The sequence below is a fragment of the Amycolatopsis sp. NPDC004772 genome, assembly GCF_053601215.1.
Genome location: NZ_JBSGBK010000026.1, coordinates 80,162 through 105,560, shown reverse-complemented (window position 1 = coordinate 105,560; position 25,399 = coordinate 80,162). Strand labels below are relative to the sequence as shown.

Annotated in this window: 26 protein-coding genes; 6 read left to right on the top strand and 20 right to left on the bottom strand. The window is 71.9% G+C overall.

The window, feature by feature from the left end; genetic code table 11:
* Positions 1–363 (bottom strand): DUF1707 SHOCT-like domain-containing protein (locus tag ACWEF6_RS18295; protein ID WP_449684010.1); only part of this gene is annotated, 363 nt, incomplete at its 3' end.
* Positions 364–435: 72 nt separating this feature from the next.
* On the opposite strand from ACWEF6_RS18295, the gene ACWEF6_RS18290 reads away from it, so the two are divergent.
* Entirely contained in the window at positions 436–1,464 is a 1,029-nt protein-coding gene (locus ACWEF6_RS18290) for a hypothetical protein (RefSeq protein ID WP_449684009.1), read from the top strand.
* 3 nt (positions 1,465–1,467) lie between these two features.
* Here ACWEF6_RS18290 and ACWEF6_RS18285 read toward each other — a convergent pair whose 3' ends face one another.
* Genes ACWEF6_RS18285 through ACWEF6_RS18275 form a run of 3 tightly spaced genes read right to left on the bottom strand, consistent with a single transcriptional unit; the run spans position 1,468 to position 4,456 of the window.
* On the bottom strand, positions 1,468–2,127 hold the full coding sequence (locus tag ACWEF6_RS18285) for a response regulator (RefSeq protein WP_449684008.1): 660 nt from the start codon (positions 2,125–2,127) through the stop codon (positions 1,468–1,470).
* Entirely contained in the window at positions 2,124–3,260 is a 1,137-nt protein-coding gene (gene macS / locus ACWEF6_RS18280; RefSeq protein WP_449684007.1) for a MacS family sensor histidine kinase, read from the bottom strand. The genes ACWEF6_RS18285 and macS overlap by 4 nt, the downstream gene beginning before the upstream one ends.
* Positions 3,257–4,456, bottom strand: a complete 1,200-nt coding sequence (locus ACWEF6_RS18275; RefSeq protein ID WP_449684006.1) for an AI-2E family transporter — start codon at positions 4,454–4,456, stop codon at positions 3,257–3,259. Before ACWEF6_RS18275 ends, macS begins: the two co-directional genes overlap by 4 nt.
* Positions 4,457–4,682: 226 nt before the next feature.
* On the opposite strand from ACWEF6_RS18275, the gene ACWEF6_RS18270 reads away from it, so the two are divergent.
* Together ACWEF6_RS18270 and ACWEF6_RS18265 are read left to right on the top strand one after the other, a co-directional pair.
* The gene (locus ACWEF6_RS18270; RefSeq protein ID WP_449684005.1) at positions 4,683–5,660 is read left to right on the top strand and encodes a hypothetical protein; all 978 of its coding nucleotides are present in this window, start codon (positions 4,683–4,685) and stop codon (positions 5,658–5,660) included.
* A gap of 206 nt (positions 5,661–5,866) precedes the next feature.
* Positions 5,867–9,268 (top strand): beta strand repeat-containing protein, encoded by a 3,402-nt coding sequence (locus ACWEF6_RS18265; protein ID WP_449684004.1) that lies wholly within the window; start codon positions 5,867–5,869, stop codon positions 9,266–9,268.
* A gap of 224 nt (positions 9,269–9,492) precedes the next feature.
* On the opposite strand, the gene ACWEF6_RS18260 is transcribed toward ACWEF6_RS18265, so the two are convergent.
* Together ACWEF6_RS18260 and ACWEF6_RS18255 are read right to left on the bottom strand one after the other, a co-directional pair.
* Positions 9,493–10,263, bottom strand: coding sequence for a dioxygenase family protein (locus tag ACWEF6_RS18260; RefSeq protein WP_449684003.1), 771 nt, complete (start codon positions 10,261–10,263; stop codon positions 9,493–9,495).
* A gap of 30 nt (positions 10,264–10,293) precedes the next feature.
* Positions 10,294–10,503 carry a hypothetical protein gene (locus tag ACWEF6_RS18255; protein ID WP_449684002.1) on the bottom strand — a complete coding sequence of 70 codons (210 nt, stop codon included), beginning with the start codon at positions 10,501–10,503 and terminating at the stop codon, positions 10,294–10,296.
* A gap of 25 nt (positions 10,504–10,528) precedes the next feature.
* Between ACWEF6_RS18255 and ACWEF6_RS18250 the strand changes: the two genes are divergently transcribed.
* On the top strand, positions 10,529–10,981 hold the full coding sequence (locus tag ACWEF6_RS18250; protein WP_449684001.1) for a MarR family winged helix-turn-helix transcriptional regulator: 453 nt from the start codon (positions 10,529–10,531) through the stop codon (positions 10,979–10,981).
* Here ACWEF6_RS18250 and dnaB read toward each other — a convergent pair.
* The 12 genes from dnaB to ACWEF6_RS18190 all read right to left on the bottom strand — a co-directional run bounded on the left by dnaB (position 10,978) and on the right by ACWEF6_RS18190 (position 20,724).
* Positions 10,978–12,381 carry a replicative DNA helicase gene (gene dnaB, locus ACWEF6_RS18245; RefSeq protein WP_449684000.1) on the bottom strand — a complete coding sequence of 468 codons (1,404 nt, stop codon included), beginning with the start codon at positions 12,379–12,381 and terminating at the stop codon, positions 10,978–10,980. The two genes, ACWEF6_RS18250 and dnaB, sit on opposite strands and share 4 nt — an antisense overlap.
* Positions 12,382–12,887: 506 nt before the next feature.
* On the bottom strand, positions 12,888–13,676 hold the full coding sequence (locus tag ACWEF6_RS18240; RefSeq protein ID WP_449683999.1) for an ESX secretion-associated protein EspG: 789 nt from the start codon (positions 13,674–13,676) through the stop codon (positions 12,888–12,890).
* Between the two features lie 108 nt (positions 13,677–13,784).
* Complete coding sequence (locus tag ACWEF6_RS18235; RefSeq protein ID WP_449683998.1) at positions 13,785–15,134, bottom strand: hypothetical protein; 1,350 nt, start codon at positions 15,132–15,134, stop codon at positions 13,785–13,787.
* Between the two features lies 1 nt (position 15,135).
* Positions 15,136–15,735, bottom strand: a complete 600-nt coding sequence (locus tag ACWEF6_RS18230; RefSeq protein WP_449683997.1) for a DUF3558 domain-containing protein — start codon at positions 15,733–15,735, stop codon at positions 15,136–15,138.
* Positions 15,732–16,085 (bottom strand): hypothetical protein, encoded by a 354-nt coding sequence (locus tag ACWEF6_RS18225; RefSeq protein ID WP_449683996.1) that lies wholly within the window; start codon positions 16,083–16,085, stop codon positions 15,732–15,734. Before ACWEF6_RS18225 ends, ACWEF6_RS18230 begins: the two co-directional genes overlap by 4 nt.
* Positions 16,086–16,211: 126 nt before the next feature.
* Positions 16,212–16,673: a 50S ribosomal protein L9 gene (rplI, locus tag ACWEF6_RS18220; RefSeq protein WP_310968405.1), complete on the bottom strand. Its 462-nt coding sequence runs from the start codon at positions 16,671–16,673 to the stop codon at positions 16,212–16,214.
* 14 nt (positions 16,674–16,687) lie between these two features.
* Positions 16,688–16,936, bottom strand: a complete 249-nt coding sequence (gene rpsR, locus ACWEF6_RS18215) for a 30S ribosomal protein S18 (RefSeq protein WP_003098744.1) — start codon at positions 16,934–16,936, stop codon at positions 16,688–16,690.
* Positions 16,937–16,979: 43 nt separating this feature from the next.
* A complete protein-coding gene (locus ACWEF6_RS18210) occupies positions 16,980–17,492 on the bottom strand; it encodes a single-stranded DNA-binding protein (protein ID WP_449683995.1) in 513 nt (170 codons plus the stop codon).
* Between the two features lie 17 nt (positions 17,493–17,509).
* Positions 17,510–17,836, bottom strand: coding sequence for a 30S ribosomal protein S6 (rpsF, locus tag ACWEF6_RS18205; protein ID WP_200876551.1), 327 nt, complete (start codon positions 17,834–17,836; stop codon positions 17,510–17,512).
* A 114-nt stretch (positions 17,837–17,950) separates the two neighbouring features.
* Positions 17,951–18,850 (bottom strand): hypothetical protein, encoded by a 900-nt coding sequence (locus ACWEF6_RS18200; protein WP_449684015.1) that lies wholly within the window; start codon positions 18,848–18,850, stop codon positions 17,951–17,953.
* Positions 18,851–18,934: 84 nt separating this feature from the next.
* Positions 18,935–19,744, bottom strand: coding sequence for a hypothetical protein (locus ACWEF6_RS18195; RefSeq protein ID WP_449683994.1), 810 nt, complete (start codon positions 19,742–19,744; stop codon positions 18,935–18,937).
* A 182-nt stretch (positions 19,745–19,926) separates the two neighbouring features.
* On the bottom strand, positions 19,927–20,724 hold the full coding sequence (locus tag ACWEF6_RS18190) for a hypothetical protein (RefSeq protein WP_449684014.1): 798 nt from the start codon (positions 20,722–20,724) through the stop codon (positions 19,927–19,929).
* Positions 20,725–20,835: 111 nt separating this feature from the next.
* On the opposite strand from ACWEF6_RS18190, the gene ACWEF6_RS18185 reads away from it, so the two are divergent.
* Positions 20,836–21,609, top strand: a complete 774-nt coding sequence (locus tag ACWEF6_RS18185; protein ID WP_449683993.1) for a deoxyribonuclease IV — start codon at positions 20,836–20,838, stop codon at positions 21,607–21,609.
* Here the strand turns inward: ACWEF6_RS18185 and ACWEF6_RS18180 are convergent.
* Positions 21,606–23,156, bottom strand: coding sequence for a glycosyltransferase family 87 protein (locus ACWEF6_RS18180; protein ID WP_449683992.1), 1,551 nt, complete (start codon positions 23,154–23,156; stop codon positions 21,606–21,608). The two genes, ACWEF6_RS18185 and ACWEF6_RS18180, sit on opposite strands and share 4 nt — an antisense overlap.
* A 48-nt stretch (positions 23,157–23,204) precedes the next feature.
* The gene (locus ACWEF6_RS18175; RefSeq protein WP_449683991.1) at positions 23,205–24,263 is read right to left on the bottom strand and encodes an ROK family transcriptional regulator; all 1,059 of its coding nucleotides are present in this window, start codon (positions 24,261–24,263) and stop codon (positions 23,205–23,207) included.
* A 55-nt stretch (positions 24,264–24,318) separates the two neighbouring features.
* On the opposite strand from ACWEF6_RS18175, the gene ACWEF6_RS18170 reads away from it, so the two are divergent.
* Positions 24,319–25,365, top strand: coding sequence for a Gfo/Idh/MocA family oxidoreductase (locus ACWEF6_RS18170; RefSeq protein WP_449683990.1), 1,047 nt, complete (start codon positions 24,319–24,321; stop codon positions 25,363–25,365).
* The last annotated feature ends 34 nt before the right edge of the window (positions 25,366–25,399 follow it).

Here is a 25,399-nt window from a genome sequence, read left to right as displayed (position 1 = left end):
CACCCACGGCCCGCCGCGGTGCAGCGACGAGTACTTCGCGTTCAGCTCGACCCGCTGCCCGCTCGGAAAGCCGCTGTAGCCGGCCGGTGCCGCGTACGCCGGTGCGGCGGCGAGGGCCGCGGCCGGGTGGTACAGGCCCGCGAGGTCGGCCAGCACCGCGTTCAGCTCGCCGCGCGTCCGCGACGCCAGCGCGCGGTCGGTGCGCTCGGTGAACTCGTCGAGGTCGATCATCCCGCGGCCGATCGCCTTCTGCAGCACGCCGACGACGTGTTCGCGCTCGTCGTCCGACACCCGGAGATCGCGCTCGCTCAACGGCTTGGTTTCGGTCACCGGTTCCGCCGCCGCGGTCTCTTCCTCGCCCATGCCCACGATGGTAGAACTGGATTTCACCAGGGAGATCGGGGGAAAACCCTGAACGGACCCGTAGTCCGCGCCATGGCCGCCGTCGCGGCCGCCCTCCTGCTGGCCGCGTGCACCAACACCGCACCCCCGCCGCCGCCACCCCCTCCGGGGCCGCTGGCGGAACTCTCCGGCATCCAGGCGACCGGCGGCATCGGTGTCACCGCGCTGCTGCCGACCGTCGCCCCCACCCTGTTCGACGCCGACCGCGGCCCCGTCGCCACCCCGCCCGGCTACCCGGGCGGTGACGTCCAGCTCGATGTCGTGCGGGCCGGGACGCACGTCGTCCTGACGGTCCGCCCGATGTACCCGAAAGACCCCGAGCCCTTCGACATCCTCGAGTACACCGGGCCGTCGAGCCCGCCGCGGTCGCTCGGCAAGGCCTGGTCGGCGGGTCCGGACGCCGGTGGCGAAGGCCTGTGGCTGATCCGGCAGGACGCGCCGGACGACTGCCGCCTGCAGCACCTCTCGTTCGCCGGCGGCGAGCTCGGCCGCGGCCAGCCCGCCAGCTGCCGCACCCAGGTGCGGACCGAGATCCGGCACGGCCTGCTCATCACCATCAACGCCGACGCCGCCGAGTCGACCGACGCCCTGATCGAACCGGCGACCGGCCGCACGATCCGGCAGGCGCCGCGCATCCTCGGCGCCGCCGGCGACTGGCTGCTGCTCGACGGCCTGACCGACCTGACCCTGGTCGACCTGCGGGACAACAGCAGCAAGAAGCTCAGCCGGCCGTCGATCGGCTCGGCGCCCGCCGTGGTGCCGTCGCGCGAAGGAGCGATCTGGGCCGTCGACTTCGCGAACCCCGCCTACCGCGGCACCAGCACGCAGACGCGGGACCTCTGGCTGCTGCGCCCGGACGGGCCGACCTGGGACCACGCCCCGGGCATGCCGTTCGTCACCGAGCACCTCAAGCGCGGCGGCGGCTTCGGCTGGTCGGCGGCCGGGGACCTGGTGCTCGCCGACCGCGTCCTCGCCGCGTGGCACCCCGGCGAACCGCAGTGGCGGCTGAGCCGGGCCGCCCTGCCCGCCGGCACCTGGTCGGGCCTGGCGGTCGTGCCCTGAGGGTCACTCCTCGTCGAGGCCGTGCTCGATCGCGTACCGGGCCAGCTCGACGCGGTTGTGCAGCTGCAGCTTCCGCAGCGTCGACTGCACGTGGTTCTCCACCGTCCGGTGCGACAGCACGAGCCGCTCGGCGATCTGCCGCGCGGTCAGCCCCTTCGCGACCAGGCGCAGGACGTCGGTTTCGCGCTCGGTCAGCCGCGGCGGCTCCGCACCTTCGGCGGGCGCGTCGGCCATCCGCCGGTACTCCCCGAGCACCAGCCCGGCCAGGCCCGCGGTGAACACCGGGTCGCCGGCCGCGGTCCGGTGCACGGCGTCGACCAGCTCGACCGCGGACGCCGACTTGACCAGGTACCCGGACGCCCCCGCCTTCACCGCCTCCAGGACGTCCTTGTGCTCGCCGCTCGCCGAGAGCACCAGCACCTTCGTCGACGGCAGCGCCGCGGTGATCTCGCGGGTCGCGTCCACCCCGGAAGTGCTGCCCAGGTTCAAGTCCATCAGGACGACGTCCGGCTGCACGGTGCGGGCGATCCGCACCGCCGCCTCGGCGTCCGGCGCGGTCGCCCGGACGTCGAAGCCGTGCTCGGTCAGGTCACGGGCCACCCCGTCGCGCCAGATCGGGTGGTCGTCGACCACCATGACGGAGATCCGCGGTTCGTCGCTCATCTCGCACCCCTCGTGCTCGGCACCCTGACCTCCCACTCCGTGCCCCGGCCGGGCCCGGTGTCGAGGGTCGCGCTCCCCCCAAGATCGCGGACCCGCCCCCGGATGGATTCCACCACGCCGAGGTGCCCGTCCGCGGCGGCTTGCTCGAGAACGCCGTCCGGTATGCCCGGTCCGTCGTCGCGGATGCTCACCACGACCTCGTCGCCGAGGTCCTCCAGCAGCACCCAGGCGTGCGCGTCCGGGCCCGCGTGCTTCTCGACGTTCGACAGGGCTTCGCGGGTCACGGCGACCAGTTCGCCCGTGACGTGCGCGGGCAGCTCGACGTCGTCCGCCGGCGCCGAGACCTGCACCGACGACGTCGCGAGCACCTGCAACGCGGCGCGCAGGCTCATCGTGCCGCTGTCGGTCAGCTGCACCGGCTCGGTCGTCACCAGCGACCGCAGCGCGATCTCCTGCTCGCCGGCCAGCCGGGCCAGCTCCGCCGCTTCGCCGCCGACCTCGTTGCCGCGCTTGCGGACCCGCGCGAGCACCTGCAGCACGCTGTCGTGGATCGACCGCGCCAGCCGCTCCCGCTCGGCCGTCGCCGCTTCCTTCCGCAGCGCCTGCTCCAGCCGCGCCGACGACCGGCGGGCCATCGTCGAAGCCATGCCGACCAGCAGGCCGGCGGCGGCGAGCAGGACGCCGTCGCGGGCGACGTCGAGGTCGAACTTCTCCCGCGCCAGCCCGGTCGCCACGCCGACCACCAGCCCGGCGAGCACCCCGCCGGACGCGCCGAACCGGGCGCCCGCGGCGACCGGCGGCACGGCCGCCCACACCGTGGTGATGAGCGGGACGTTGAGCGCGAACTGCGTGTCGCTGAGCACCCACGGAGAGCTCAGCAGCAGCCCGGTGGTGAACACGAGGTCGAAGACGACCAGCGACGGCGGCCGCGTCCGCTCGCGCAGGTAGAGGAAGCTGCTGACGACCGACCACACGGCCATCACGCCGAGGATCGTCCACGCCAGCCACTCGCGCCGGTACTCACCGCTCTGGACGATCACCGTGCCGCAAGCGAACGCCCAGGTGAGGAAGCGGAAGGCCAGCACGCCCCGCCACATGGGCGTGACGGGGTCGGGAGTCCGCCGGACGGTCACTTCTCGTCTTCGCCGCGCGTCGGCACTTCCGCCTTCGGGGATCCGGGTGTCGCGTCGTTCGGCTGCGCGGCCTGATCCGCGAGGACGTTCACCTCGGCCGGGTCCGGGTTCTCCTCGTGCAGCAGGGACCGGATGCCCGCGTTGAGCACGGCCAGGATCGGGACCGCCATCAGCGCGCCCGCGATGCCGCCCACGACGAGGCCGACGGTGATGGCGAGGACGACGGAGAGCGGGTGCAGCTTCACCGCGCGCCCGAGCAGCAGCGGCTGCAGCACGTGGCTTTCCAGCTGCATCACGCCGATCACGATGGCCAGCACGATCACCGCGCCGATGAAGCCGTTGGTGACCAGCGCGATCAGCACCGCGACCCCGCCGGTGATGACCGCGCCGATGATCGGGATGAACGCGCCGAGGAACACCAGCGTGGCCAGCGGGATCACCAGCGGCACGCCGACGATCCACAGGCCGATGCCGATGCCGACGGCGTCGACGACCGCCACGGCCGCCGTCGCCCGCACGTAGCTGACCAGCGACGCGAACCCGCGGCGCCCGGCGACGTCGACCCGGTTGCGGACCCGGCGGGGCGCGACGCGGACGAGGAACGTCCAGATGCCGTCGCCGCCGCTGAGGAAGAAGATGGTGATGAACAGCGTGAGCAGGAAGCCGGTGACGATCTCGCCGACCGTGCTCGCCGTGGTCAGCGCCGTGTCGGTGAGCCAGCTCTGGTTGTTCTGCAGGAAGCCGAAGACCTGGTTGATGAACTGCTGGATCTGCTCCTGGCGCAGGTGGATCGGGCCGTAGATCAGCCAGTCCTTGATCTGGGTGAGGCTCTCGTTGAGCTGCCGCTGCAGCTGGGGCAGGCCGCTCGAGAACTGCGTGACGACGAACGTCAGCAGCCCGCCCAGCACGGCCAGCCCGGCGATCAGCACGATCGCCGTCGCGAGTCCCCGCGGGAACCGGACCGCCACGAGCTTCTGCACGGCCGGCGCGAGCAGCGCCGACAGGAGCAGGGCGATGCCGAGCGGGATCACGACGACCGACAGGCGGCCGATCACCCAGCCCACGACGTACAGGGCCGCCGCCACCACGATCAACCGCCACGCGAGTGCGGCACTTATCCGTAGGCCCCGGGGGATCAGCCCGGTGACGTCCTCGTGCTCCGGCAGAAACGGGTCTTCACGTCGCGCGTGGGTCACCGGCTCACCGTAGCGGTTGCTCCGCCCGATTCGGCCGCTTTCCCGCGGCCGCGTCCGACACGCGTGACGGCCAGGGATGATCACCGACCGTCAGATCGGGCTACACCGTGTGTCTTTCACACGATGGGGGCATCAAGTCGTGTCGAGGGTGCGCGGCGCGGCGCCGGTTTGATTAGGTCGCTTCCGCAACGGCCGGATCACGAACCCGACACGAGGAGACCACCCAGTGGCGAACACGGCGACGAACGAGGGGCAGGGCGCGAAGCGCGTCGGCCGTCTCGTGTCGCGTGCGCTGCTCGTCCTCGGTGGCGCGATGGCGGGCACCGCCGCCGCGTGGTTCGTCTCCGACGCCGCCGCTTCCGCCGACACCGTCCAGGTGGGCACCGCCTCCGTCACCCCGGTCACCGACGCCACCGCCGCCGGGATCGGCGACGTGAACCGCGGCGCCGGGCACTTCGCGGGCGAGGTCGCCGGCTCGGTCGCCGACGCGGCCTGCCACCAGGACGCGACGACGTGGAGCGAGCCGCAGGCCCCGCGGTGCGGCCGCACCGACGCCGGCACGCTGCAGCACGAGGTCTCCGAGCACGTCAGTGCCTCGGTCACCGACCTCGCCGACGACGCGGTGCTGACCCCGGCCCAGCGCACCCTCGGCGCGTTCGAGCACATCGCGCGCAAGCCGGAGGACACCCGCCAGGTCATCGAGGAGACCATCGCCCCCGCGCCGGCCACCGACTTCGGCCGCCAGGTGTGGCAGCTGCTCGACCCGGCCGGCCACGGCGACCTGGTCCCGCTCCCCGTCCTCCCGGGCACCGCCCCGGTCGAGGAAGAGCCGGTGACCTCCGGAACCGGCGAGGTCGCGGGCACGCCCGCCGTCTCGACCGTCGAACTTCCCGCCGCGCTGCGAGCCGCGCTCGCGATGCCGGCGGGTGGACAGCACGACGGCACCGGTGCCGCGGGGGACTCCCGCGACGGGCACCGTGACCTGCCGTCGCCGCTGACTCCGGCGCAGCTTCCGATCGCGCCGGCCGTCCCCACCGCCCCGGGTGGCACCACGGCCCCCGGTGGACACCTCGACGGCTTCAACTTCGGCGTCCCCTTCTGGACGACCGAAGCCGTCGACTCCGCTGTCGCGGCGATGAGCCGCGCCGGCCTGCGCCACTCGCTGCGCACCCCGGGCGAACAGCCCGGCGTCACTCCTGACTGAACACCTCCCTTCACGGGTCGCTGAGGCGTCCACGTCCGTCCTTCGCTGACGGCTTGGCGTCCGCGCAATCCCCGTGACACGGCGGTGCGCTTTTTCGCGCCCGCACGAAGTTCCACCTCCCCCTGGTGCGGCTCGGACCTTTCCGATTTCGACGAGCGCACCCCCATGAACCCGCAAGGGAACCCGAAATAAAGGAGAAAAACCCCATGCAGACGTGGGCAAAGCGCGGACTCCAGACCGCATTTGTCACGGGTGGGTTGCTGATGCTGGGCACCGGCATCGCCTCGGCTGACGAGAACGTCAACCCTGACACCCCTGCCTCGCCGCTCGACCTGAACGTCACGGCTCCGATCCAGGAGTCCAACAACGCGGTCGGCACCCCCTTCGGCCAGCTGGACCTGCCCGCCGGGCAGACGGAGCTGAGCACCAAGCCGGTCACCAAGGCCGCGAACGAGGCTGCGAAGCAGCTCGACGACGCGAGCCCGATCAGCGAGAGCACCCTCGGCGGTGTCTCCAAGGCCGACGGCGCGGGCAAGTTCACCCCGAGCCACAACAACCTCAAGGGCAACAAGGTCACCGGTGACCTCGTCGTCCCGATCCAGATCGTCGACAACGCCATCGGCGTCATCGGCGACGCGAACGTCCAGGGCGGCGACCACTCGCAGACGTGGACGCACGACCAGGACGTCAAGACGACCGGTAAGGACTCCAGCCTCGCGGGCAACGCCGTCGTCCTCGACTGGGCGCTGCCCGTCCAGATCGCCGGCAACGGCGGCGGGGTCGCCGGCGGCACCGGCCGCGTGACCGGTGGGTCGGCCAGCCAGAGCACCACCGAGACCGGGGACGTCGACACCAACGGCGACGGCTCCGCGCTCTCCGGCAACGTGGTGGCGGGCCAGTTCGCCACCCCGGTGCAGGTGACCGGGAACGCCGCTTCCTACCTGCTCGGCAACGGGCAGAGCCACGGCTACTCGGCCGACACCGTCGCCACCTCCGGTGGTTCGCTGCTGAGCTCCGGCGACCAGGCCTCCGGGTCGGGCAACGTGGTCGGCGCGCCGATCGCCCTGCCGGTCAAGTTCAACTGCAACTCCGGTGCGGTGTGGGGCTCGCTGTCGAACTCCGACGGCTGCAACACCTCCGCCGACGCCACGGCCGGGGCCACCCGCAAGGGCAGCCTGGGCATCCCGACCTACCTCGAGACCAGCGGCGACGACTCGTTCCTGTCCGGCAACGGCGGGGCGGCCTCGCTCTCCCCGATCGCGAACGTCGCGGGTGTCGCGGGCTCGTGGATCGGCAACGCCTCGGCGGGCATCCCCAGCGCCGGCAGTTCCTCCAGCACTGTCGACTCGGGTGGCTTCGTCAAGACCACCGGTGACGACTCCAGCGGGTCGGGCAACGTCCTCAACCCGTCGGTCGCGCTGCCGGTCGAGGCCTTCGGCATCGGTGGCACGTACATCGGCCAGGCGAACGCGGTCCACGACAACACGACCGACGCCAACGCCGGCAACGGCAGCTACACCAAGGGCAACGGCGCCTTCCTCGGCGGCAACATCGTCAACACCCAGGCCGCGGGCGCGCCCGAGGTCTTCGGCATCGGCGGCAGCCACATCGGCAACGCGACCGGCACGGCGACCGAGGACAAGACGGTCACCGCCGGGGCGTACGACGGCACCCAGGGCGCCAACTCGTCCGGCTCGGGCAACGTCGTCCAGGTCCCGGTGGGCCTGCCCGCCGAGGTCTTCGGCATCGGTGGCTCGTTCATCGGCCAGGGCTCCGGCGCGGCCGACGAGACCAAGGTCGTCTCCGGCGGCGGCGGTGGCAGCACCGTGGACGACGGCGGCTTCCTGAGCTCGAACCTGGGCACCGTCCCGCTGTCGACCCCGGTGCAGGCGGCCAACATCGGTGGCGCCCTCATCGGCCAGGGCCACGGCAAGGGCTCGACCGACACGACGTCCAACGCGGGCGGCGACGTCAAGGCCCACGGCCCGGCGGGTGCCGGCGCGGGCAACATCGTCGAGGCCCCGGTCGCGCTGCCCGTGCAGGCGATGGGCGTCGGTGGCGCCCTCGGCGGCATCGGGACCGGCGAGAACGACAACATCACCGACGCGACGGCGGGCGGCGACGCCGTGACCGACGGCCGCGACGGTGCGCTGACCGGCAACATCGTCAAGGCCCCGATCGCGGGCGCCGGCTCGGTCTTCGGCGACGGGATCGCCGCGGCCGCGCTGGGCACCGGCAAGGGCACCAACGACGTCGAGTCGGAGGCGGGCGGCGACGCCACCACCAGTGGCGACCGCGGCAGCGTGGCCGGCAACATCGTCGGTGTCGACCCGCTCGCGGTGGCGCAGGTCTTCGGGGACGCCGCCAGCGTGGCGGGCGTCGCCAAGGGCGCCGGCATCAACATGACCGAGGTCGAGAACGCGGGCGACGACACCACCTCCGGTGTCGAAGGCGCGATCTCGGGCAACATCCTCGACCTGCCGGTGACCGCGATCGCGCAGCTGTTCGGCGACGCGGTGACCGTGGGCGGCGTGGCGCACGCCATCGGCGACAACATGCTGACCACGCACAACGGTGGCAAGGCCGTCACCGCCGGCGACCAGTCCGCGCTGTCGGGCATCAACGCCTACCACGCGTTCGCGCTCCCGGTGCAGATCTTCGGCGTGCCGCTCGAGCTGCTCGGGGTCGCCACCGCGCACGCGACGGACATGACCAGCATCGACGACGAGGCCGCGGACCCCATCGCGTTCCCGGCCGAGGGTTCGGAGCTGGCGGCGGACGAACTGCCGTCGCTGGCCGCGCTCCGCAGCGGCCTGCCCACCCAGGGCGGCCTGCCGTCGGTGGACGGCCTGTCCGGCAAGCTGCCGGTCGCCGGCCTGGTCGGCGGTCTGCCCTCGCTCGACGGGCTGACCGGCGCGCTGCAGACCAGCAACCTGTCCACCGAGGGCCTGCCCACCCAGGGCCTGCCCATGAGCGGGCTGCCGATGGCGGCCGGCCTCGCCAGCAACCTGCCGACCGCCGGGCTGCCCACCCAGGGCCTGCCCGCGCTGCCGGTCGCGGCTCCGCTGGCCACCCAGCGCGCTGACGTGCCGTCGGTGACCAGCCCGCTGTCGGGTGTCTCGACCCTGCCGGCCCCGGCACTGCCGAAGCCGGCCCTGCCGACCGTCCCGGCGCTGCCGGTGAACGGCCTGGCGTCGCTGGGCACCCTCGGCGGCCACGGCACCGAGCGGGCCGACGTGCCGGCCGCGGGCCTGCCCATCGCCGCTCCGGCGCTGCCGGGCCTGGGTGGCGTTCCGGCGCTGCCGAAGCCGGCCCTGCCGGCGCTGCCCACCGCGCTGCCCGCGGTGAACGGCCTGGCGTCGCTGGGCTCGCTCGCGGGCCACGGCACCGAGCGTGCGGACGTGCCGGCCACCGGCCTGCCCGTCGCGGCGCCGGCGCTGCCGCTGGAGGTCCCGGCCGCCCTGCCGACGGCACTGCCCGTCGCCCCGGCCGTGCCGGTGAACGCCAAGCTGCCGGTGCTGGACAGCACCCCGCAGGTGCCGGCGATGTCGGGCCTGGACTCCACCGGCTTCCTCGCGAAGCTGATGGGCCTGGTCAAGCGCAAGTAGTGCGGTGAAGCCGGCGGGTTCTCCCGGGAACCCGCCGGCCCACGATCCCCGCGATCACGCCGCCCGGCGCTCCACCGCGCCGCGAGGGTGACCTCGCACGGAGCGCTCCGGCGACGAACCGCGGACGCGGGCCTCCCGCGAACACCGAATAGCTCTCCTTCCCTGGAGACGACGAGCCCCAGGAGCCACCCGGCTCCTGGGGCTCGCTTGCGTCTTCGGGCCGATCAGGAGAACTGGAGGGAACGCTTCGCCAGGCCGTGCCAGAAGCCGTCGATCACCGTGCGGCCGGAGCCCTCGTCCGAGGTGGCGCCGAGGGAGACGAACAGCGGCGCGAAGTGCTCGATCCGCGGGTGCGCGAGCGCCGCCGCCGGGGCCTTGTGCCGGAAGTCGAGCAGCGTGTCGACGTCCCCGCTGCGCAGGACCTCGTCGCCCCAGTGGTCGAACTCGGCCGACCACGCCGGCGGCGTCCCGTCGGTGGCGCGGGCCATGCCGCTCAGGTTGTGGGTGAAGAAGCCGCTGCCGATGATCAGCACGCCTTCGTCGCGCAACGGTGCGAGCTTGCGGCCGAGGTCGAACAGCTCCTGCGGGTCGAGCGAGGGCATCGAAACCTGCAGCACCGGGACGTCGGCGGCCGGGAACATCTCGACCAGCGGCACGTAGGCGCCGTGGTCGAGGCCGCGCTCCGGGGCGTCGTGCACCGGCGTTTCGGTCGAGTGGAGCAGCTTCCGGACCTTGGCCGCGAGCTCCGGGGCACCGGGAGCCGCGTACTGCACCTGGTAGTAGCGCTCGGGGAAGCCCCAGAAGTCGTACACGAGCGGCACGGTCGTCGTCGCGCCGATGGTCAGCGGCGCTTCCTCCCAGTGCGCCGACACGATCAGGATCGCGCGGGGCTTCGGCAGGTCGGCCGACCAGGCGGCGAGCTGGCGGGTCCACGTGGCGTCGTCGGCGAGCGGCGGCGCTCCGTGGCTGAGGTAGAGGACCGGGGTGCGGGTCATCGACGGCTCCAGTGATTGAAAGTTCAACTACTAGATTACCTGACGCCGCGGAATCCCGGGATATTCCTCAGGCGGCTTCGAGGTTGGCGGCGCACCGCTCCAAGGCGTCGAGCCCTCGCCGGTGACGAACGGCGCCATGGCCGCGTCGACCTGCTCCGGCGTGCGGGCCCCCAGGGCGATCGTGTTGAGTACCTGCCAGTGCCGGCGGGTCAGCGACTCCGCGTCGAGGACCTGGGCCATGGAGGATTTCGGAGGTGGAGCAACCATGACGGACGCCGTGGCCGACGTCGAGCGCGCGATGATCGCGATCCGCCGCAGCCAGCAACGGCGGGCGCTGAGCCGGATCGGCAAGGCGAGGGGCCGCGGTGCGCACGACCCGGTGTTCGAGCTGCTCGACGTCGTCGAAGAGCTCGCTGAGCGCGGAGAGCCCGGCACGGTGACGGCCTTGAGCGCGGCGATGGGCGTCGACCAGCCACGCGCCAGCCGGCTCGTGGCGCGCGCGGTCGACCAGGGATTGCTGCGCCGCGAAGCCGATCAGCGCGACGGACGGCGTGCGGTGCTCGTGCCGACCGAGGCCGGCCAGGCCCACCTCGAGGAGATGCACGCCTTCCGCCGCGGCGTGTTCGCCGAGGTCATGGCGGACTGGCCGGAGGAGGACCGCGACACGTTCGGCCGCCTCCTCACGGCGTTCGTCCGCGGGTACAGCGCCCTCGGCTAGTCGTGGGAGAGGTCGACGAAGCGGCTGTAGTGCAGCTGGTGCGCGACCGTGATCGTCGCCGTCGGGCCGGCGCGGTGCTTCGCGATGATCAGGTCCGCCTCGCCCGCGCGTGGGTCGTCGCGCTCCCAGGCGTCCGGGCGGTTGACCAGGATGACGAGGTCGGCGTCCTGCTCCAGGGAGCCGGACTCACGCAGGTCGGACAGCATCGGGCGCTTGTCCGTGCGCTGTTCCGGACCACGGTTCAGCTGGCTGATCGCGATCACCGGGACCTCGATCTCCTTCGCCAGGAGCTTCATCTGCCGGGAGAACTCCGAGACTTCCTGCTGCCGGGACTCGACGCGCTTGCCGGACGTCATCAGCTGGAGGTAGTCGAGGACGACGAGCTTGAGGTCGTGGCGCTGCTTCAGCCGCCGGGCCTTCGCGCGGATCTCCATCATCGTCATGTTCGGTGAGTCGTCGACGAACAGCGGCGCCTCGGAGACCTCGCTCATCCGGCGGGCCAGGCGCGTCCAGTCGTCGTCCGACATCTTGCCGCCGCGCATGTCGGCGAGGCGGATCTTGGCCTCGGCCGACAGCATGCGCATGACGATCTCGGTGCGGCTCATTTCCAGCGAGAAGATCACGCTGGTCATGCCGTGCCGGATCGACGCCGACCGCGCGAAGTCCAGGCCGAGGGTCGACTTGCCGACACCGGGGCGGGCCGCGACGATGATCATCTGCCCGGGGTGGAGGCCGTTGGTCAGCTCGTCGAAGTCGGCGAACCCGGTCGGGATGCCCTGGGACTGGCCGCCGCGCGAGGCGATCGCGTCGATCTCGTCCATCGTCGGCTGCAGCAGCTCTTCCAGCGCGACGTAGTCCTCGCTGGTCCGCCGCTCGGTGACGTCGTAGATCGCGGCCTGCGCGCGGTCGACGACCTCGTCGATGTTCGCGCCGTCGCCCGCCGCCGCGCCGTAGCCGTACTGCACGATCCGGGTGCCCGCCTCGACGAGCCGGCGCAGCACCGCCTTCTCCGAGACGATTTCCGCGTAGTAGCCCGCGTTCGCCGCCGTCGGCACCGTCGCGATCAGCGTGTGCAGGTAGGGCGCGCCGCCGACGCGGCCCAGCTCCCCGCGCCGCTCCAGCTCGGCCGACACCGTGATCGGGTCGGCCGGCTCGCCGCGGCCGTAGAGGTCGAGGATGCAGTCGTAGATCGCCTGGTGCGCCGGCTTGTAGAAGTCGTCGGGGCCGAGCGCCTCGATGACGTCGGCGACCGCGTCCTTCGACAGCAGCATGCCGCCGAGCACGGACTGCTCGGCCGGGATGTCCTGCGGCGGCTGGCGGTCGAACCCGCCCGGGCCGGGGTCGCTGGGCCCCGGGTCTTCCTCCGCATACATCGGACTGCGGTCGTCGGTCAGAGCCACCGCCCCGGACACCTCCTCATCATGTCGAACACCCGTTCGATTATGCCGGATCTTCGCTCTCGAAGCACGTGGCCGGTGCTCGTGCAGCCGGCCGCCCGGACCTCGTCCCCCGATGATCGGCGACAACGCCGGCCGGCTGCCGCAGACACGCGGAGCGCCACCGTGAGTACAGGCCCGAGCGGGCACGCTAGATCCCCCGGAAGGCCGATGGCAATTCAGGGTGGGGACCCATCTGTGGACAACCTGGGGATGAACGGGGGTAACCAATCACAGGTGCCGCGAGAGCTGTGGACAAGTTGGGGACAAGCGTGATCGGCTTTGGTGAATGCGCTGGTCAAGGGCTGTGTACAAGGTGTGGAGAACTCGCGGAAAACTCGTCCGGCGTGTCGCGAGAAGTCCGTTCTTCGGCGTGTCGTGGACCAGCTCGAACCCATTGGACCGAGCGGCCTGTGGATGAAAATCACGGAGGGTAGACGCGTAACCCGGTGGGCTGAACGGCCCGTCACTCAGGCCGCGGTGAGCCGGCCCTGTGCGCTGCGTAACCGTTCGGCGAGAACGCGCTGGTCGGCCGGGGTGAAGGCGATCCGGTTCTCGCCGCGTCCCGGAACCTCCTCGGTCAGCCAGCGGCCTTCCGAGGTATCGATGTAGTTCACCGGGCGTTCGATCCGGTGCCGCGCGCCGGTGCGGCTGCGGGCCGCGACGTAGAGGCTGCCGCTCCCCATCCGGCGCAACGCGAGGATCCGGCGGAGCTCCTCGACCTCCTGCGAACCCTCGGCCGGACGGTCGCTGCGGAGCACCGCGAATCCGCCGTCGTCGCCGCGGGCAGTGCCCTCGAGCAGGCTCTTCGGCACCGCGAGCGGTGTCCCGCGGCCCGGCGCCAGCTTCGGGATCTGGCCGAGGAAGTCGTCGAGCAGCTCGCCGGGCCGCGACGACTCCAGCACGACGGCGTCCAGCTCCTCGTGCTTGGCCAGCACGAACGCCTCGCCGCCGGCGCTGCCCGCCAGTAGCCGGTAGCTCACCGGCTTGCCCTGGAACCCGCCGTCGATCCAGCCGTAGTACTCCAGCTGCGGCCGGGCGATCGCTTCGATCGTCGCGACGAACCCGGGGTGCATGCCGCGCGGGCCGAACAGCCCGGCCTTCGCGAGCTCGGCGTTGGTCTGCTCGTCCTCGGCGCGCTGGGCCTCGTCGCTGTACCAGGTCGGCGTCTCGGACAGCACCGTGTGCGGCTCGCCGCCCCGGCGCCGGATCAGGTTGATCAGGGTGCCGGTCGAGATGGTGACCTGCCTGTCCAGCACCGCGCTTGCCCCCAGAAAGAATCGGACACAGAAAGAAATCGAACCCGGTGATCACGGGAAACGCCCGGGCGCGCCCATCTTGGCACGCGCCCGGCGGTCCCGCGTGCGCTACTCGCCGATGACCGGCGGTGCGGTCAGCTCGTCGGTGCCGAAGATGTCGTTCGGGTCGTCGCCGAGCAGGTACTTCGACGTGCGTTCCTCGTCGCCGCCGCCCTGGCCCTTGGCGCCGCCGGGGTGCATGCCGCCCATGCCACCCATCCCGGAGGCACCGGCGCGGCCCGCCGCCGCACCGCCCATCGCGCCGCCGGCACCCGCGCCGCCCCGGCCGGCGCCGGCCGCGTCCGCGCCGCCGGGCATGGCCCCGGTCGAGCCGCCGGGCCCGAAGCCCACGCCGCCCGGCCCGAAGCCCGCCGACGGGTCGCCGATCCCGCCCGAGCCACCGGGCCCGAAGCCGCCACCCGGGATGGAGAAGTCGCCCGCGCCGCCCGCGCCGCCGCCGGGGCCGAACCCGCCGGCCCCGGGGATCTTCGGCGGGGTGAACCCCGACGAGTGCGTGCCGTCGCCGAAGTTCGGCGGGGTGTAGGTGCCCGCGCCGGGGATCTTGGACGGGTCGTAGGTCCCGCCCGGGATCTGCGAGGGGTCGAAGTTCGGCGGCTTCGCCGGGTCGAAGCCCGGCACCTTGCCCGGGTCGAAGCTGCCGCCCGGGGTGTTCGGCTGGCCGGGGAAGGACGGGACGCTGCCGGGGCCCGGCATGTTCACCCCGGGGACCGAGCCGGTGCCGTTGGGGTTCCCGGTGCCGGTGTTCCCGTTGCCGCGGCCGTCGTCGCCCGGCTTCTTCTTGCCGTTCTGGCCGCCGTCGACGTTGACGTTCTCCTGCTGGCCCTTCAGCGCGGAGTACGTCGGCATCTTCTGGCCGTTGTCGTTGCTCGCCTTGTAGTAGGTGTTGAAGGCGTCGACGTTGGCCTGGCCCTTGGAGTTGTAGTCGCGGATCGCCCGGTCGGTGTCGGTCGTCCACGGCGTCATCGCGTTGAGCAGGTTGTTCTTCGGCGGGTCCTTCGGCACCTGCTGCACCTGCGCGTGCACCGTGGTGAAGGCGTTGTGCTGCTCGCCGAGGTACTTGTCGGAGTCGGTGAGCTTGGTGCCGGAGTCCTCCATCCACACCCGCAGCGGGTGGGCGCCGGCCTGCTGCGCCGCTTCGGCACCGCCGCCAGTCCAGGCCGCGTCCATCTCCTTGGAGAGGGCATCGATCGTGCCGAGGCGTTCGGCGTAAGCGCCCTTCAGCCGGCTCGCCGCGGACTGCCCGTTCTCGATCGAGCCTGCTCCGGGACCGGTGGTGATCTTCTCCCAGATGTCGTAGCAGTCGATCTTGCGGTCGCCCTGCACCGACGTGTGGTCGTCCGAATGCGTCGTCGCCATGTTGTAGGCGGCGAAACCGCCCAGGAGCACCAGCTCCAGCATCTCAGCCTCCCAGGGTGCGGATCATCGACTCGCCGAACTTCATCGCCACGGAGCACGGGTCCGAGGCGCCGGCGCCGTTGTCGTACTGGACCAGGATGTTGACCACGAGCTGGTCGGTCACCGCGACGAACAGGCCGCACTTGCCGCTCTTGCGGTCATCCACCGCGGCGGCGTAGACGCCCGGGTAGCCGTAGGCCTGGGTTTCGCCCCAGTAGGCGTCGTTCGCCTTGGTGTCGTAGACGTCCTGCAGGCCGTTCTTGTTCGCCGTCACCGTGGTCACGTCGATCTGGTTGCCCGGGTCGGCGGCTTCCTGGAACGTGCAGCTCGGGCCGTTGCCCGTGGACCGCGACTGGCCCTCGCCGAGGCCGAGCGAGGAGCGCCCGGACGCGTTCATCGTCGCGCAGGCGTCCGAGGTGATCGACGCGGTGTCCAACGGGCTCGGCACCCTCGGCGCGGTGTCGGCGGTGGACCGGGTGGTCTCGCTGCCCGATTCGGCCGTCGACGGCGCCGGGTTGGCGGTGCCGCGGGTCTTGCCGCCGCAGCCGGCGAGCGCGAGCACGGCGCAGGCCAGCGCCGGAACGGCGAGGAGTCGTCGGTTCACGTGGCCTGGTTCCCCTGCTTCGAAAGGTCGGTGTAGGCGTCCGACTCCTTGGTGGTGATCTTCTGCTTCGCGGCGGTCAGCGCCTCGATGTAGTTCTTGACGTAGTCCTGCATCTTCTGGTTCTGCTCGAGGAACGCCTTGCCGGACGGGTTCGCGAGCTTCTCCCAGTCGCCGCTCGCGAACTCCTTGCCGGGCGCCTTCACGTTCGCCATCAGGTTGGCGTCGGCGTAGTCGCGCTTCAGGTCGGCCTGCAGGTCCTGCCACTTCTTGATGACGCCGTCGATCTTGTCGGCGTCGAACGTGAAGCCGCCGCCACCGGCCGGCGCGGACATGTTGACCTCGTTACCCATGCGATCCCATCCCCTTCGCGTCCTCGCCCATTCTCCTCCGACGCCGCCGCGGTGTCCGAGGTTCCCCGGAAAGCGTGAAGGCGGGCCACCCACCAGGGGTGACCCGCCTTCTCACGACGTACTGCCTTACTGCGCGACGGCCTTGACCTCGAGCCGCACGTCGACCTTGACGTCCGGGTGCAGCCGGGCGCCGACCGAGTGCTTGCCCACGGTCTTGATGTGGTCGCGCAGCTCGATGACGCGCTTGTCGAGCAGCGGGCCACCGGCCGCCTTGATCGCGTCGACGATCTCGCCGGCGGTGATCGAACCGAAGAGCTTCTTCGAGCCCGCGGCCGCCTTGCCGGTCAGCTGGATGGCGCCGAGGCCCTCCAGCGTCGCCTTGATCTCCTTGGCGTGGTCGAGGTCGCGGATGCGACGGCTCTCCTGCGCGCGCTGGATCGTGCGGACGTTCTTCTCCGCGCCCTTGGAGGCCACGATCGCGTAGCCCCGCGGGAGCAGGTAGTTGCGCGCGTAGCCGTCCTTGACCTCGACGATGTCGCCGGGGCCGCCCAGGTTGGCCACGTCCGTGGTGAGGATGATCTTCGCCATTTCGGTGCCCTCCCTTAGCGCGCGGTCGAGGTGTAGGGCAGCAGCGCCATCTCGCGGGAGTTCTTGACCGCGATGGCGATGTCACGCTGGTGCTGGCTGCAGTTGCCGGTGACGCGACGGGCACGGATCTTGCCGCGGTCGGAGATGTACTTCCGCAGCAGGTTGGTGTCCTTGTAGTCGATCAGTTCCGGGCGGCCCTTCTTCTCGGCCTTGCAGAACACGCAGACCTTCTTCTTGGGCTTGCGGATGGGTGGCTTGGCCACTGTCTACTCCTGGTAATTCAAATCTTTGTGGATGTGTACGAGATCAGAAGGGGGGCTCGTCCGAGAAGCCGCCGCCACCGCCGCTGCTCGCGGCCGGGGCGGAACCCCACGGGTCGTCGGCCGGCATGCCGCCACCGCCGCCGCGGTTCCCACCGCCGCCACCGCCGCCGCCGAAGTCACCGCCGCCACCGCGGCTGACCTTGTTGACCTTGGCCGTGGCGTAGCGCAGCGAGGGGCCGATCTCGTCGACCTCGAGCTCGACGACGGTCCGCTTCTCGCCTTCCTTCGTCTCGAACGACCGCTGCTTGAGGCGGCCCTGCACGACGACGCGGGCGCCGCGGGTCAGGGACTCGGCGACGTTCTCCGCCGCCTGCCGCCAGATGTTGCAGCGCAGGAAGAGGGCCTCGCCGTCCTTCCACTCGCCGGACTGCCGGTCGAGGGTGCGCGGGGTGGACGCGACGGTGAAGTTCGCGACCGCCGCACCGGACGGGGTGAAGCGCAGCTCCGGGTCGGACGTCAGGTTGCCGACCACCGTGATGACGGTGTCTCCAGCCATCGGGGTTCCCCTCGGGCTCAGGCCTTGGCGGCAGCGGGCTTGGCCGCGGCGCGCTTGACCTCGCGACGCATGACCTTGGTGCGGAGCACGGTCTCCTGCAGCGACAGCTGCCGGTCGAGCTCCTTGACCGCGTCGGCCGAGGAGTTCAGGTCCAGCAGGGCGTAGATGCCCTCGGCGTGCTTCTTGATCTCGTACGAGAGGCGACGACGGCCCCAGACGTCGACCTTCTCCACGGAACCGCCCGAAGTGCGGATCACGTTGAGGAAGTTGTCCAGCGTGGGGGCGACCGTGCGCTCGTCGAGCGTGGGGTCCAGGATGACCATTACCTCGTAATGGCGTGACACAACCACTCACCTCCTATGGGCTCACGGCCACGGGCTGTCCGTGGCAGGAGGGTTTGTCCAGGTAAGGCTACCTGGAGGTACCGGCAGGACCGGACAGTGGGTCTTCTCGGGGGGTCAGGCGGCCCGGCGGAGCACCCAGGTGCGGACCAGTCCGGCGGTCACCCCGGCGAGCACGATCACCGCGATCAGCATGGGCAGCTGCACGTCGTTCGACGCGCTGTTCGAGGCCAGCGACTGCGCGTTGCCGGCGTCGCGGATGTCCGCGCCCTGACCGCTCTGGCCGCTCTGGTCGCCCTGACCCGCCTGCGGGGCGGAGGCGTCACCGGGCAGGGTGCCGTTCGCGGGGTAGCGCACCCCGGGGGCGACGGCCGTGCCGGCGGTCGCCGTGGGGATGCCGCTGTAGTCGCGCATCGGGGCGCTGCCGCCCGTGCCGCCGGCGGTGCCCGGGTTCAGGTTCGAGAGGTTGCCGGACGCGCCGCCGGGAGCGGTGTCGGCGCGGCCCTGCGTGCCGCCGGTGCCGCTCGTGCCCTGGGCGCCCGGCGCGACGTAGTTCGTGGCGATCGTGGTCAGGCCGCAGCTCTTCGCGACGGTCGAGGAGATCGCGGCGAGCACCTCGGCCTTGGTGCCGTCCAGCACGCCGAGGTGGTCGGCGCCCTTGAGGGCGGTCGCCACCGTGCTGCCGATCGCGGACCCCGCGATGGTGCCGCCCGCCGCGTTCGGCACCTGGCCGACCTCCAGTGCGCCCTTGCCGCCGATGGTGTCGGCGATGGAGTTCGGCCACACCGTCGCGAGGGTCCAGAGGTGCGAGTTGACGTAGTCCTGCGCGCCCTTGCGGACCAGTTCCTTCACCGAAGCGCCGGTGACCGCCACGGTGTCGCCCATGCTGCCATTCACCGAACCTGTGCAGGTGCCCGCGAGGGTCGTCGCGGCGGAGGCCGTGCCCGTGGAGAGGAACGCGCCGCCGACGATGAACGCGGCGATGGCGGTGACGGTCAAGCTCTTCCGCACGAGCAGTCCTCCAGGGAAATCACGGGGGCGTCGTTGGACACAACATCAGGATGAACGACCGAGATACGTGAAAGATACTCGGCAGTCGGCTCAATTCGCAGCGGCCATTCGGCGGAGCACCCAGGTGCGGACGAGGCCCGCGCTGACTCCGGAGAGTGCCAAAACCGCGATCAGCAAGGGCAGATTCGACCCGTTCGTGAATCCGTCCGATGCCGAGGGTAGCGCTTCCGCCTGGCCCGCGGTCTGGACACCGGAATTGCCCTCCGCCGCGCCGTCCGGACCGGTGAGGCCGTACTGCGGCGCGTAACCGGGGATCTGGCTGCCGTACCGGATCGCCGGGGACGGCGTGAACAGCCCGGCCGTCGCGAACGGGATGCCGCTGTAGTCGCGCATCGGGGCGTAACCCGTGCCGAGGGTGAACGGGAAACCGCCGAACACCGGGGTGCTGGCGAAGCCGGGCAGGAGCGGGCTGTTGGCGTCCGGGATCGGCGTGGTGCCCTGCGGGGTGCCGCCTTGCGGCGCGCCCCCGGTGCCACCCTGGGCCGGCGGCTGCTGTTGCGGGTTTCCGCCTGTGCCGGGCTGCGGCGACGACTGCTTGCTGCCACCGTCGAGCGCCTTACCGACATCGCCGGCGGCCTGGTTGATTCCGTTCGTGGTGCCGGCGACGGTGTTATTCAGGGCACTCGCCGCGGGAGGGCCGACCACCGGGACCGGTGAGACGACTGTGTCCACGACTTTGACCGTGATCTTGCAGAGACTGCCGAGCAATCCGCCGAGGATGTCCGTGACCGACTTGATGCCGAGCGGAGTGGAAATCAGGTCGCCGGGCTTCACGGTTACCGTGTCGCCGCAGTTCGCCTTCACCGTGTCCGCCGAGGCGGTGCCGGGCAGGCCGAGCACGGCGGAACCCGCGAGGACGACCGCCGCCGCACCGACTGCTGTTGCCCTCCGTGTTCGATCCTGCATGCTCGCCGCCCTGGTGTCGTCGCCTACTTCCCAGTACAACGACGCTAAGGCAGCTCGGTGACGCCCGCTCGCTCAAAAATGTCCGGCATTCGGGTGGAAGCGGCCGTGACCGTGCGTCAGGCGGGGCTGCGGCGGATCCAGGCGCGGACCAGCGCGGCCGCGACGATCGCCAGCGCCAGCACCGCGAGCAGCATCGGCAGCTTCGCCGGCGGCGTGACGCCCGGCAGGGCTTCCGCGGTGCCCGACTTCTGGGCGTCGACGGTCGGCGGGACCTGCTGGCCGGGGATGATCTGCGCGATCACCGGGGCCTGGACCAGGCTGCCCGGCAGCAGCGCGGCGTTGGTGTAGATGCCCGAGATCGCGTCACCCGGCAGACCCGCGTTCCCCGGGCCGGTCACGACCGGGCCGGTGCTGGAGCCGGGCGGGTTCGGCGCCGGGCTCGGCGGTGTCGGGCCGGGTGGGGTGGGCGGCGCGGGCTGCGGCGGGTTCGGGCCCGGCGCCGGCGGCAGGGGCAGCGGCGGCAGCTGCGCGGCCACGCCCTGCGTCAGGCCGCCGACCGTGTTGACCGTGCCCTGCGCGGCCGGGCAGACGCCCTTCGCCGCCGCGTCGCCGACCAGCGGTACCCGGCCGATGCCGAGCGCCTTCACCGTGTCGCCGAGGGGCAGCGTGAGCAGGGGGGCCGAGCCGTTCGTGTTCCGCGAGCTCGAGTCGAGGCCGACGGTGAGCTGGTTCGGGGCGTTCAGCGGGGCGCCGGCGTCGAGCGTCAGGCCGGGCGAACCGCCCTGCTGCAGCGTGGCCTCGCAGCTCCCGCCGAGGGTGGGGTTGGTTTCCGCGGCGGCCGGCGCCGCCAGCGCGGCCGACGCCGCCAGCGTGAACCCCAGTGCGGTGATCCGGGCGACGTGCTTCCCCATCATGCCCTCCGGCAGTCGGACCAATCTGGATCACGGAACGCGCTCACGGTACTCCACGAGCGTCACCAACCGGGCCCACCGGCCGGAAACGGCGTCCGGAGTACCGTGCTCGGCATGCTGATTGGCGCCCATGTCCGTGACGACGACCCGTTGACCGCGGTCGCCGAGCGCAAAGCCGACGTCGTCCAGTTCTTCCTCTCCGACCCGCAGGGCTGGAAGGCCCCTAAGCCGCACCCGCAGGGCGAAGCCATCGCGGCCGACCCGGTCGAGGTGTTCATCCACTCGCCGTACCTGATCAACGTGGCTTCGCTGAACAACCGGATCCGGATCCCGTCCCGGAAGAACGTCACCCAGCACGCGGACGGCGCCGCGGCGATCGGCGCGAAGGGCCTGATCGTGCACGGCGGGCACGTCGGTGCGAACGACGACGTCGAGGCGGGCCTGGACAACTGGCGCAAGCTGTTCGAGCGCGAGCAGGAAAAGGGCGGCTTCAAGGTCCCGATCCTGATCGAGAACACCGCCGGCGGCGAGAACGCGATGACCCGCGACCTCGACGTCATCGCTCGCCTGTGGGACAAGGTCGGCGAGTTCGGCGCCGGGTTCTGCCTGGACACCTGCCACGCGTTCGCCGCGGGCTGGGACCTGGCCACCGCGGTCGAGAAGGTCAAGGCCATCACCGGCCGGATCGACCTGGTGCACCTCAACAACTCCCGCGACGAGTTCGGTTCGACCCGCGACCGGCACGCCAACGTCGTCGAGGGCGACGGCACGATCGACCCCGAGGTGCTGGTCGCCGTCGCCCGGGCGGCCGGTGCCCCGGTCATCGTCGAGACGCCGGCCGACGGTCAGGCCACCGACATCGCCTACCTGCGCGAACAGCTCGGTTAGACGGCCACGGCCCGCCGGCGGCGCCGGGTGGCGTTCGGGATGATCACGTCCCGGGCGCCGTCGAGGAAGCCGCCGGCCGGGTCGTCGTCGCCGTCGGCCCGCACCAGGTCGGTCGCCGGGCGGTAGATCTCCCGGACCACCAGGACGCACAGCCCGGCCACGGCGAGGTCGCGGACCACGACCGTGCCGAGGAACCAGCCCTCGGGCAGGCCCTTGTGGTCGACGCCGAGGTAGTAGAACATCCGCGGCACCCAGACGACGGCGTCGAGCAGCATCCAGCCGAGCAGCAGCCGCCAGCGCGGGATCGCCAGCACCGCCAGCGGGACGAGCCACAGCGAGTACTGCGGGCTCCACACCTTGTTCGTCAGCAGGAACGCGGCCACCACGAGGAACGCCAGCTGACCGACGCGCGGCCGTCGGGGCGCGGCGAGCGCGAGGTAGGCGATCCCGGCGCAGCAGGCCAGGAACAGCACGGCGACGGTGATGTTGAGGTACGTCGGCGTCTGGTTCTTCTGCAGCACGCCGTCGAACCCGGCCCAGCCGGTGGTGTACGAGAAGACGTTGTACAGCGAGTCCGGGTCCATCGGCCGCAGGGTGCTCATCCGGAAGAACTCCCACCAGCCGCGGGTCGCGGTGAGAATGAACGGCACGTTCACCGCCAGCCACGTCAGGATCGCGGCGCCCGCGGTCTTCCAGAACGGCGTCAGCTTGCCCGCGCGCAGGCACAGGAAGAACAGCACGCCGAGCAGGAGGAGCGGGTAGAGCTTCGCCGTCGCGCCCAGCCCGAGCAGGACGCCGGCGAGCACCGGGCGCCGGCGCGCCCAGGCCAGCAGGCCGGTCGCGGTGAACGCGGTCGCGATGGCGTCGAAGTTGGTGAAGGCGTGCACCAGCACCAGCGGTGAGATCGCGACCAGGACCATGTCCCACGGACGGCGTTTCACCGTCCGGCCGGTCGCCCAGACGGTGACGAGCCAGGCGAGCCCGAGGAACAACGCGGTGATGTCGAAGTAGATCGCCACCGGCAGCGCCCCGGGCAGCCAGCCGGACTCGGCGACGTTGTACCAGCCCGCCGCGAGCTTCGCGTTCACCCACTGGAAGAGCCCGGTGAGCACCGGGTACTCCATGTACCGGGTGTTGTCCTCGGCGGTCTGGGAGCTTTCCTGCCACGACGTGTAGTACGGGAAGGTGCCCGGCCGGTCGAGCCGCTCGGAGCCGTAGAGCGGCACGATGTCGGAGTAGCACATGGCGACGAACGGGCGGCCCGCCCGCCAGTCGAGCTGGGTGTTGCCGTTCGCGTCCTGGTACTGCTGGATGCAGGAGCCCTTGCCGAACCAGCAGAGCATCAGCGCCAGCGTGGCCAGCAGCAGCCCGACGCGCTGGGGCGACCAGAACCAGTGCCTGCCGACCGCCGCGTGCTCACCGAGCGGGCCGCCGAGTGGTCTGGTGACCGCCGCCGCAAGGGGCTCGTTCCAGCTCGGGACGATCCGTTCCGCCCTGGTCAGCGTCACCGGACCGGGTTCCGGCTCCCGCGTGGTCTCCTCTGGCACGAGGCGGATCGTATCGGTGATCGACGTGCGCGGTGGTGAAGCCGGTGATCACGCCGGATTCGCGTAGTACGAGGCCAGCACCTCCGCGGCCGCCCCGCGGGTGACGATCTCCTCGCCGGAGCCGTCTTCGACGACCTCGATGCGCTGCCAGTGCGGCAGGGGCAGCAGTTCCGCGAGCCGGGCCGAAACGGCTTCGCGGTGGACGTCCGGCTCGTCCCGCACCGCCCGTCCGGCCAGCACGATCCGCTCCAGGTCGAGCACCTGCACCAGGTCGGCCAGCCCGATGCCGAGGAAGCCCGCGGCGGCCCGGGTGTCCGCTGCCTGCTTGGCCATGATCTCGACGCAGCCGCGCCGCCCGCAGGCGCAGCGCGGCCCGTCGAAGGCGATCGTGGTGTGCCCGAACTCACCCGCGTTGGTCCGCGGCCCGCGGTACAGCCGCCCGTCGATCAGCAGGCCGACGCCGATGCCGGTGCCGACGAGCACGACCGCGGTCGCCGTCGGCTCGCCGTGCGGCCAGAGCCGCGCGAACGCGGCGGCGTTGGTGTTCTTGTCGAGCGTCACCGGCAGCCCGGTGCGCTGCTCGAGCAGGTCGCGCAGGGGCACGTCGTGCCAGCCGGGCATGTTGGTCGCGGCGCGGACCAGGCCGGCGCGGTGGTCCAGCGGGCCGACCGCGCCGAGGCCGAGGCCGAGCACGTCGAAGCCGTCGCCGAGTTCGAGCGCGGTGGCCCCGATGGCTTCGACGGCCTGCGCGGGGGTGAAGCCGGGCGGCAGCGGGCCGCCCGCCGTCTCCTCGACCTCGCCGACGAGGTTGATGCGCAGCACGTGGTACTCGTCGCGGTCGAGGCGCGCGCCGAGCGCGTGCCGGGCACCTGCCCGGATGCGCAGGGCCGTGCGGGGTTTGCCGACACCGGCCGACGGCTGCCGCTGCTCGTCCAGCAGGCCGGTGTCGAGGAGTTCGGGGACGATCTTGGAGACGGCCTGCTGGGTGAGCCCGGTGCGTTCGGCCAGCTCGACGCGGCTGAGGCCGCCGGCGCGCAGGATGTGCGAGAGCAGCAGGGCGCGGTTGTGCGCGCGCACGTCGCGCAGGTTCACCCCGGTCTCCGCCATGGACAGGATCTTCGCACGTCTGGTCAGTTAGGCAACGCTGTTGTTTAATGGCGGCATGGCGGACGACTTGCGCGTGGGCATCCTCGGGTACGGCATCGGGGGCTGCGTCTTCCACGCGCCCCTGGTGGCCGCGACGCCCGGGCTCACCCCCGCGGTGATCACGACGTCGAGCAACGCCGCCCAGGCGCGCACCGACCACCCGGGCGCGGAGGTCGTGCCGGACGCCGACGCGTTGTTCGAGCGGGCCGGCGACCTCGACCTCGTCGTGGTCAGCACCCCCAACCGCACGCACGTGCCGCTCGCGCTGCGGGCGATCGACGCCGGCCTGCCGGTGGTCGTCGACAAGCCGTTCGCGCCGACCGCGGCCGAAGCCCAGCAGGTCGTCGACGCGGCGAAGGCGGCCGGCGTCAGCCTGACCGTCTTCCAGAACCGGCGCCTCGACTCCGACTTCCTCACCGTGCGGAAGGTGCTCGACTCCGGGCGTCTCGGCGAGGTGTTCCGCTTCGAATCCCGCTACGACCGCTGGGTGCCGAAGCCCAAGGACAACTGGCGCGAGTTCGGCGACCCGGCCGAGGCCGGCGGCCTGCTCTACGACCTCGGCGCGCACATCGTCGACCAGGCGCTGCAGCTGTTCGGCCCGGTCACCCGCGTCTACGCGGAGGTCGACCGCCGCCGGGCCGGCGTCCAGGTCGACGACGACGTCTTCGTCGCGCTGCACCACGCGAACGGCGTCCGCTCGCACCTGTGGGCGACCGCGCTCGCGGCCACGCTGAACCCCCGGTTCCGCGTCCTCGGCGACCGGGCGACGTTCACCAAGTACGGCCTCGACGTGCAGGAACCGCAGATCAAGGCGGGCCTGCGTCCCGGCGACGCGGCCTGGGGCACCGAGCCCGCGGCGGACGCCGGGAAGCTCGGCGTCGGCCCGGAGATCGAGACCGTGCCCACCGAGACCGGCCGCTACGAGCAGTTCTACGCCCAGGTGCGCGACGCCCTGCGCGGCGAAGGCGAGTTCCCGGTCGACCCGGCCTCGTCGGTCGAGGCCCTGCGCGTCATCGAGGCGGCCCACCGCTCCGGCGTCGAAGGCGCCGTGGTCGACCTCTGACCCCCTGACCGGCCGTGACCCCGGTGACCCCCAG

Bases quoted from the DNA above. Each gene is read 5' to 3' on its own strand.
- ACWEF6_RS18170 (WP_449683990.1), top strand. From the start codon at position 24,319: ATGGCGGACGACTTGCGCGTGGGCATCCTCGGGTACGGCATCGGGGGC.
- ACWEF6_RS18185 (WP_449683993.1), top strand. From the start codon at position 20,836: ATGCTGATTGGCGCCCATGTCCGTGACGACGACCCGTTGACCGCGGTC.
- ACWEF6_RS18190 (WP_449684014.1), bottom strand. From the start codon at position 20,724: ATGATGGGGAAGCACGTCGCCCGGATCACCGCACTGGGGTTCACGCTG.
- ACWEF6_RS18235 (WP_449683998.1), bottom strand. From the start codon at position 15,134: ATGCTGGAGCTGGTGCTCCTGGGCGGTTTCGCCGCCTACAACATGGCG.
- ACWEF6_RS18265 (WP_449684004.1), top strand. From the start codon at position 5,867: ATGCAGACGTGGGCAAAGCGCGGACTCCAGACCGCATTTGTCACGGGT.
- ACWEF6_RS18225 (WP_449683996.1), bottom strand. From the start codon at position 16,085: ATGGGTAACGAGGTCAACATGTCCGCGCCGGCCGGTGGCGGCGGCTTC.
- ACWEF6_RS18250 (WP_449684001.1), top strand. From the start codon at position 10,529: ATGACGGACGCCGTGGCCGACGTCGAGCGCGCGATGATCGCGATCCGC.
- ACWEF6_RS18290 (WP_449684009.1), top strand. From the start codon at position 436: ATGGCCGCCGTCGCGGCCGCCCTCCTGCTGGCCGCGTGCACCAACACC.
- rplI (WP_310968405.1), bottom strand. From the start codon at position 16,673: ATGGCGAAGATCATCCTCACCACGGACGTGGCCAACCTGGGCGGCCCC.
- ACWEF6_RS18285 (WP_449684008.1), bottom strand. From the start codon at position 2,127: ATGAGCGACGAACCGCGGATCTCCGTCATGGTGGTCGACGACCACCCG.
- ACWEF6_RS18210 (WP_449683995.1), bottom strand. From the start codon at position 17,492: ATGGCTGGAGACACCGTCATCACGGTGGTCGGCAACCTGACGTCCGAC.
- ACWEF6_RS18255 (WP_449684002.1), bottom strand. From the start codon at position 10,503: ATGGCCCAGGTCCTCGACGCGGAGTCGCTGACCCGCCGGCACTGGCAG.
- ACWEF6_RS18175 (WP_449683991.1), bottom strand. From the start codon at position 24,263: ATGGCGGAGACCGGGGTGAACCTGCGCGACGTGCGCGCGCACAACCGC.
- ACWEF6_RS18260 (WP_449684003.1), bottom strand. From the start codon at position 10,263: ATGACCCGCACCCCGGTCCTCTACCTCAGCCACGGAGCGCCGCCGCTC.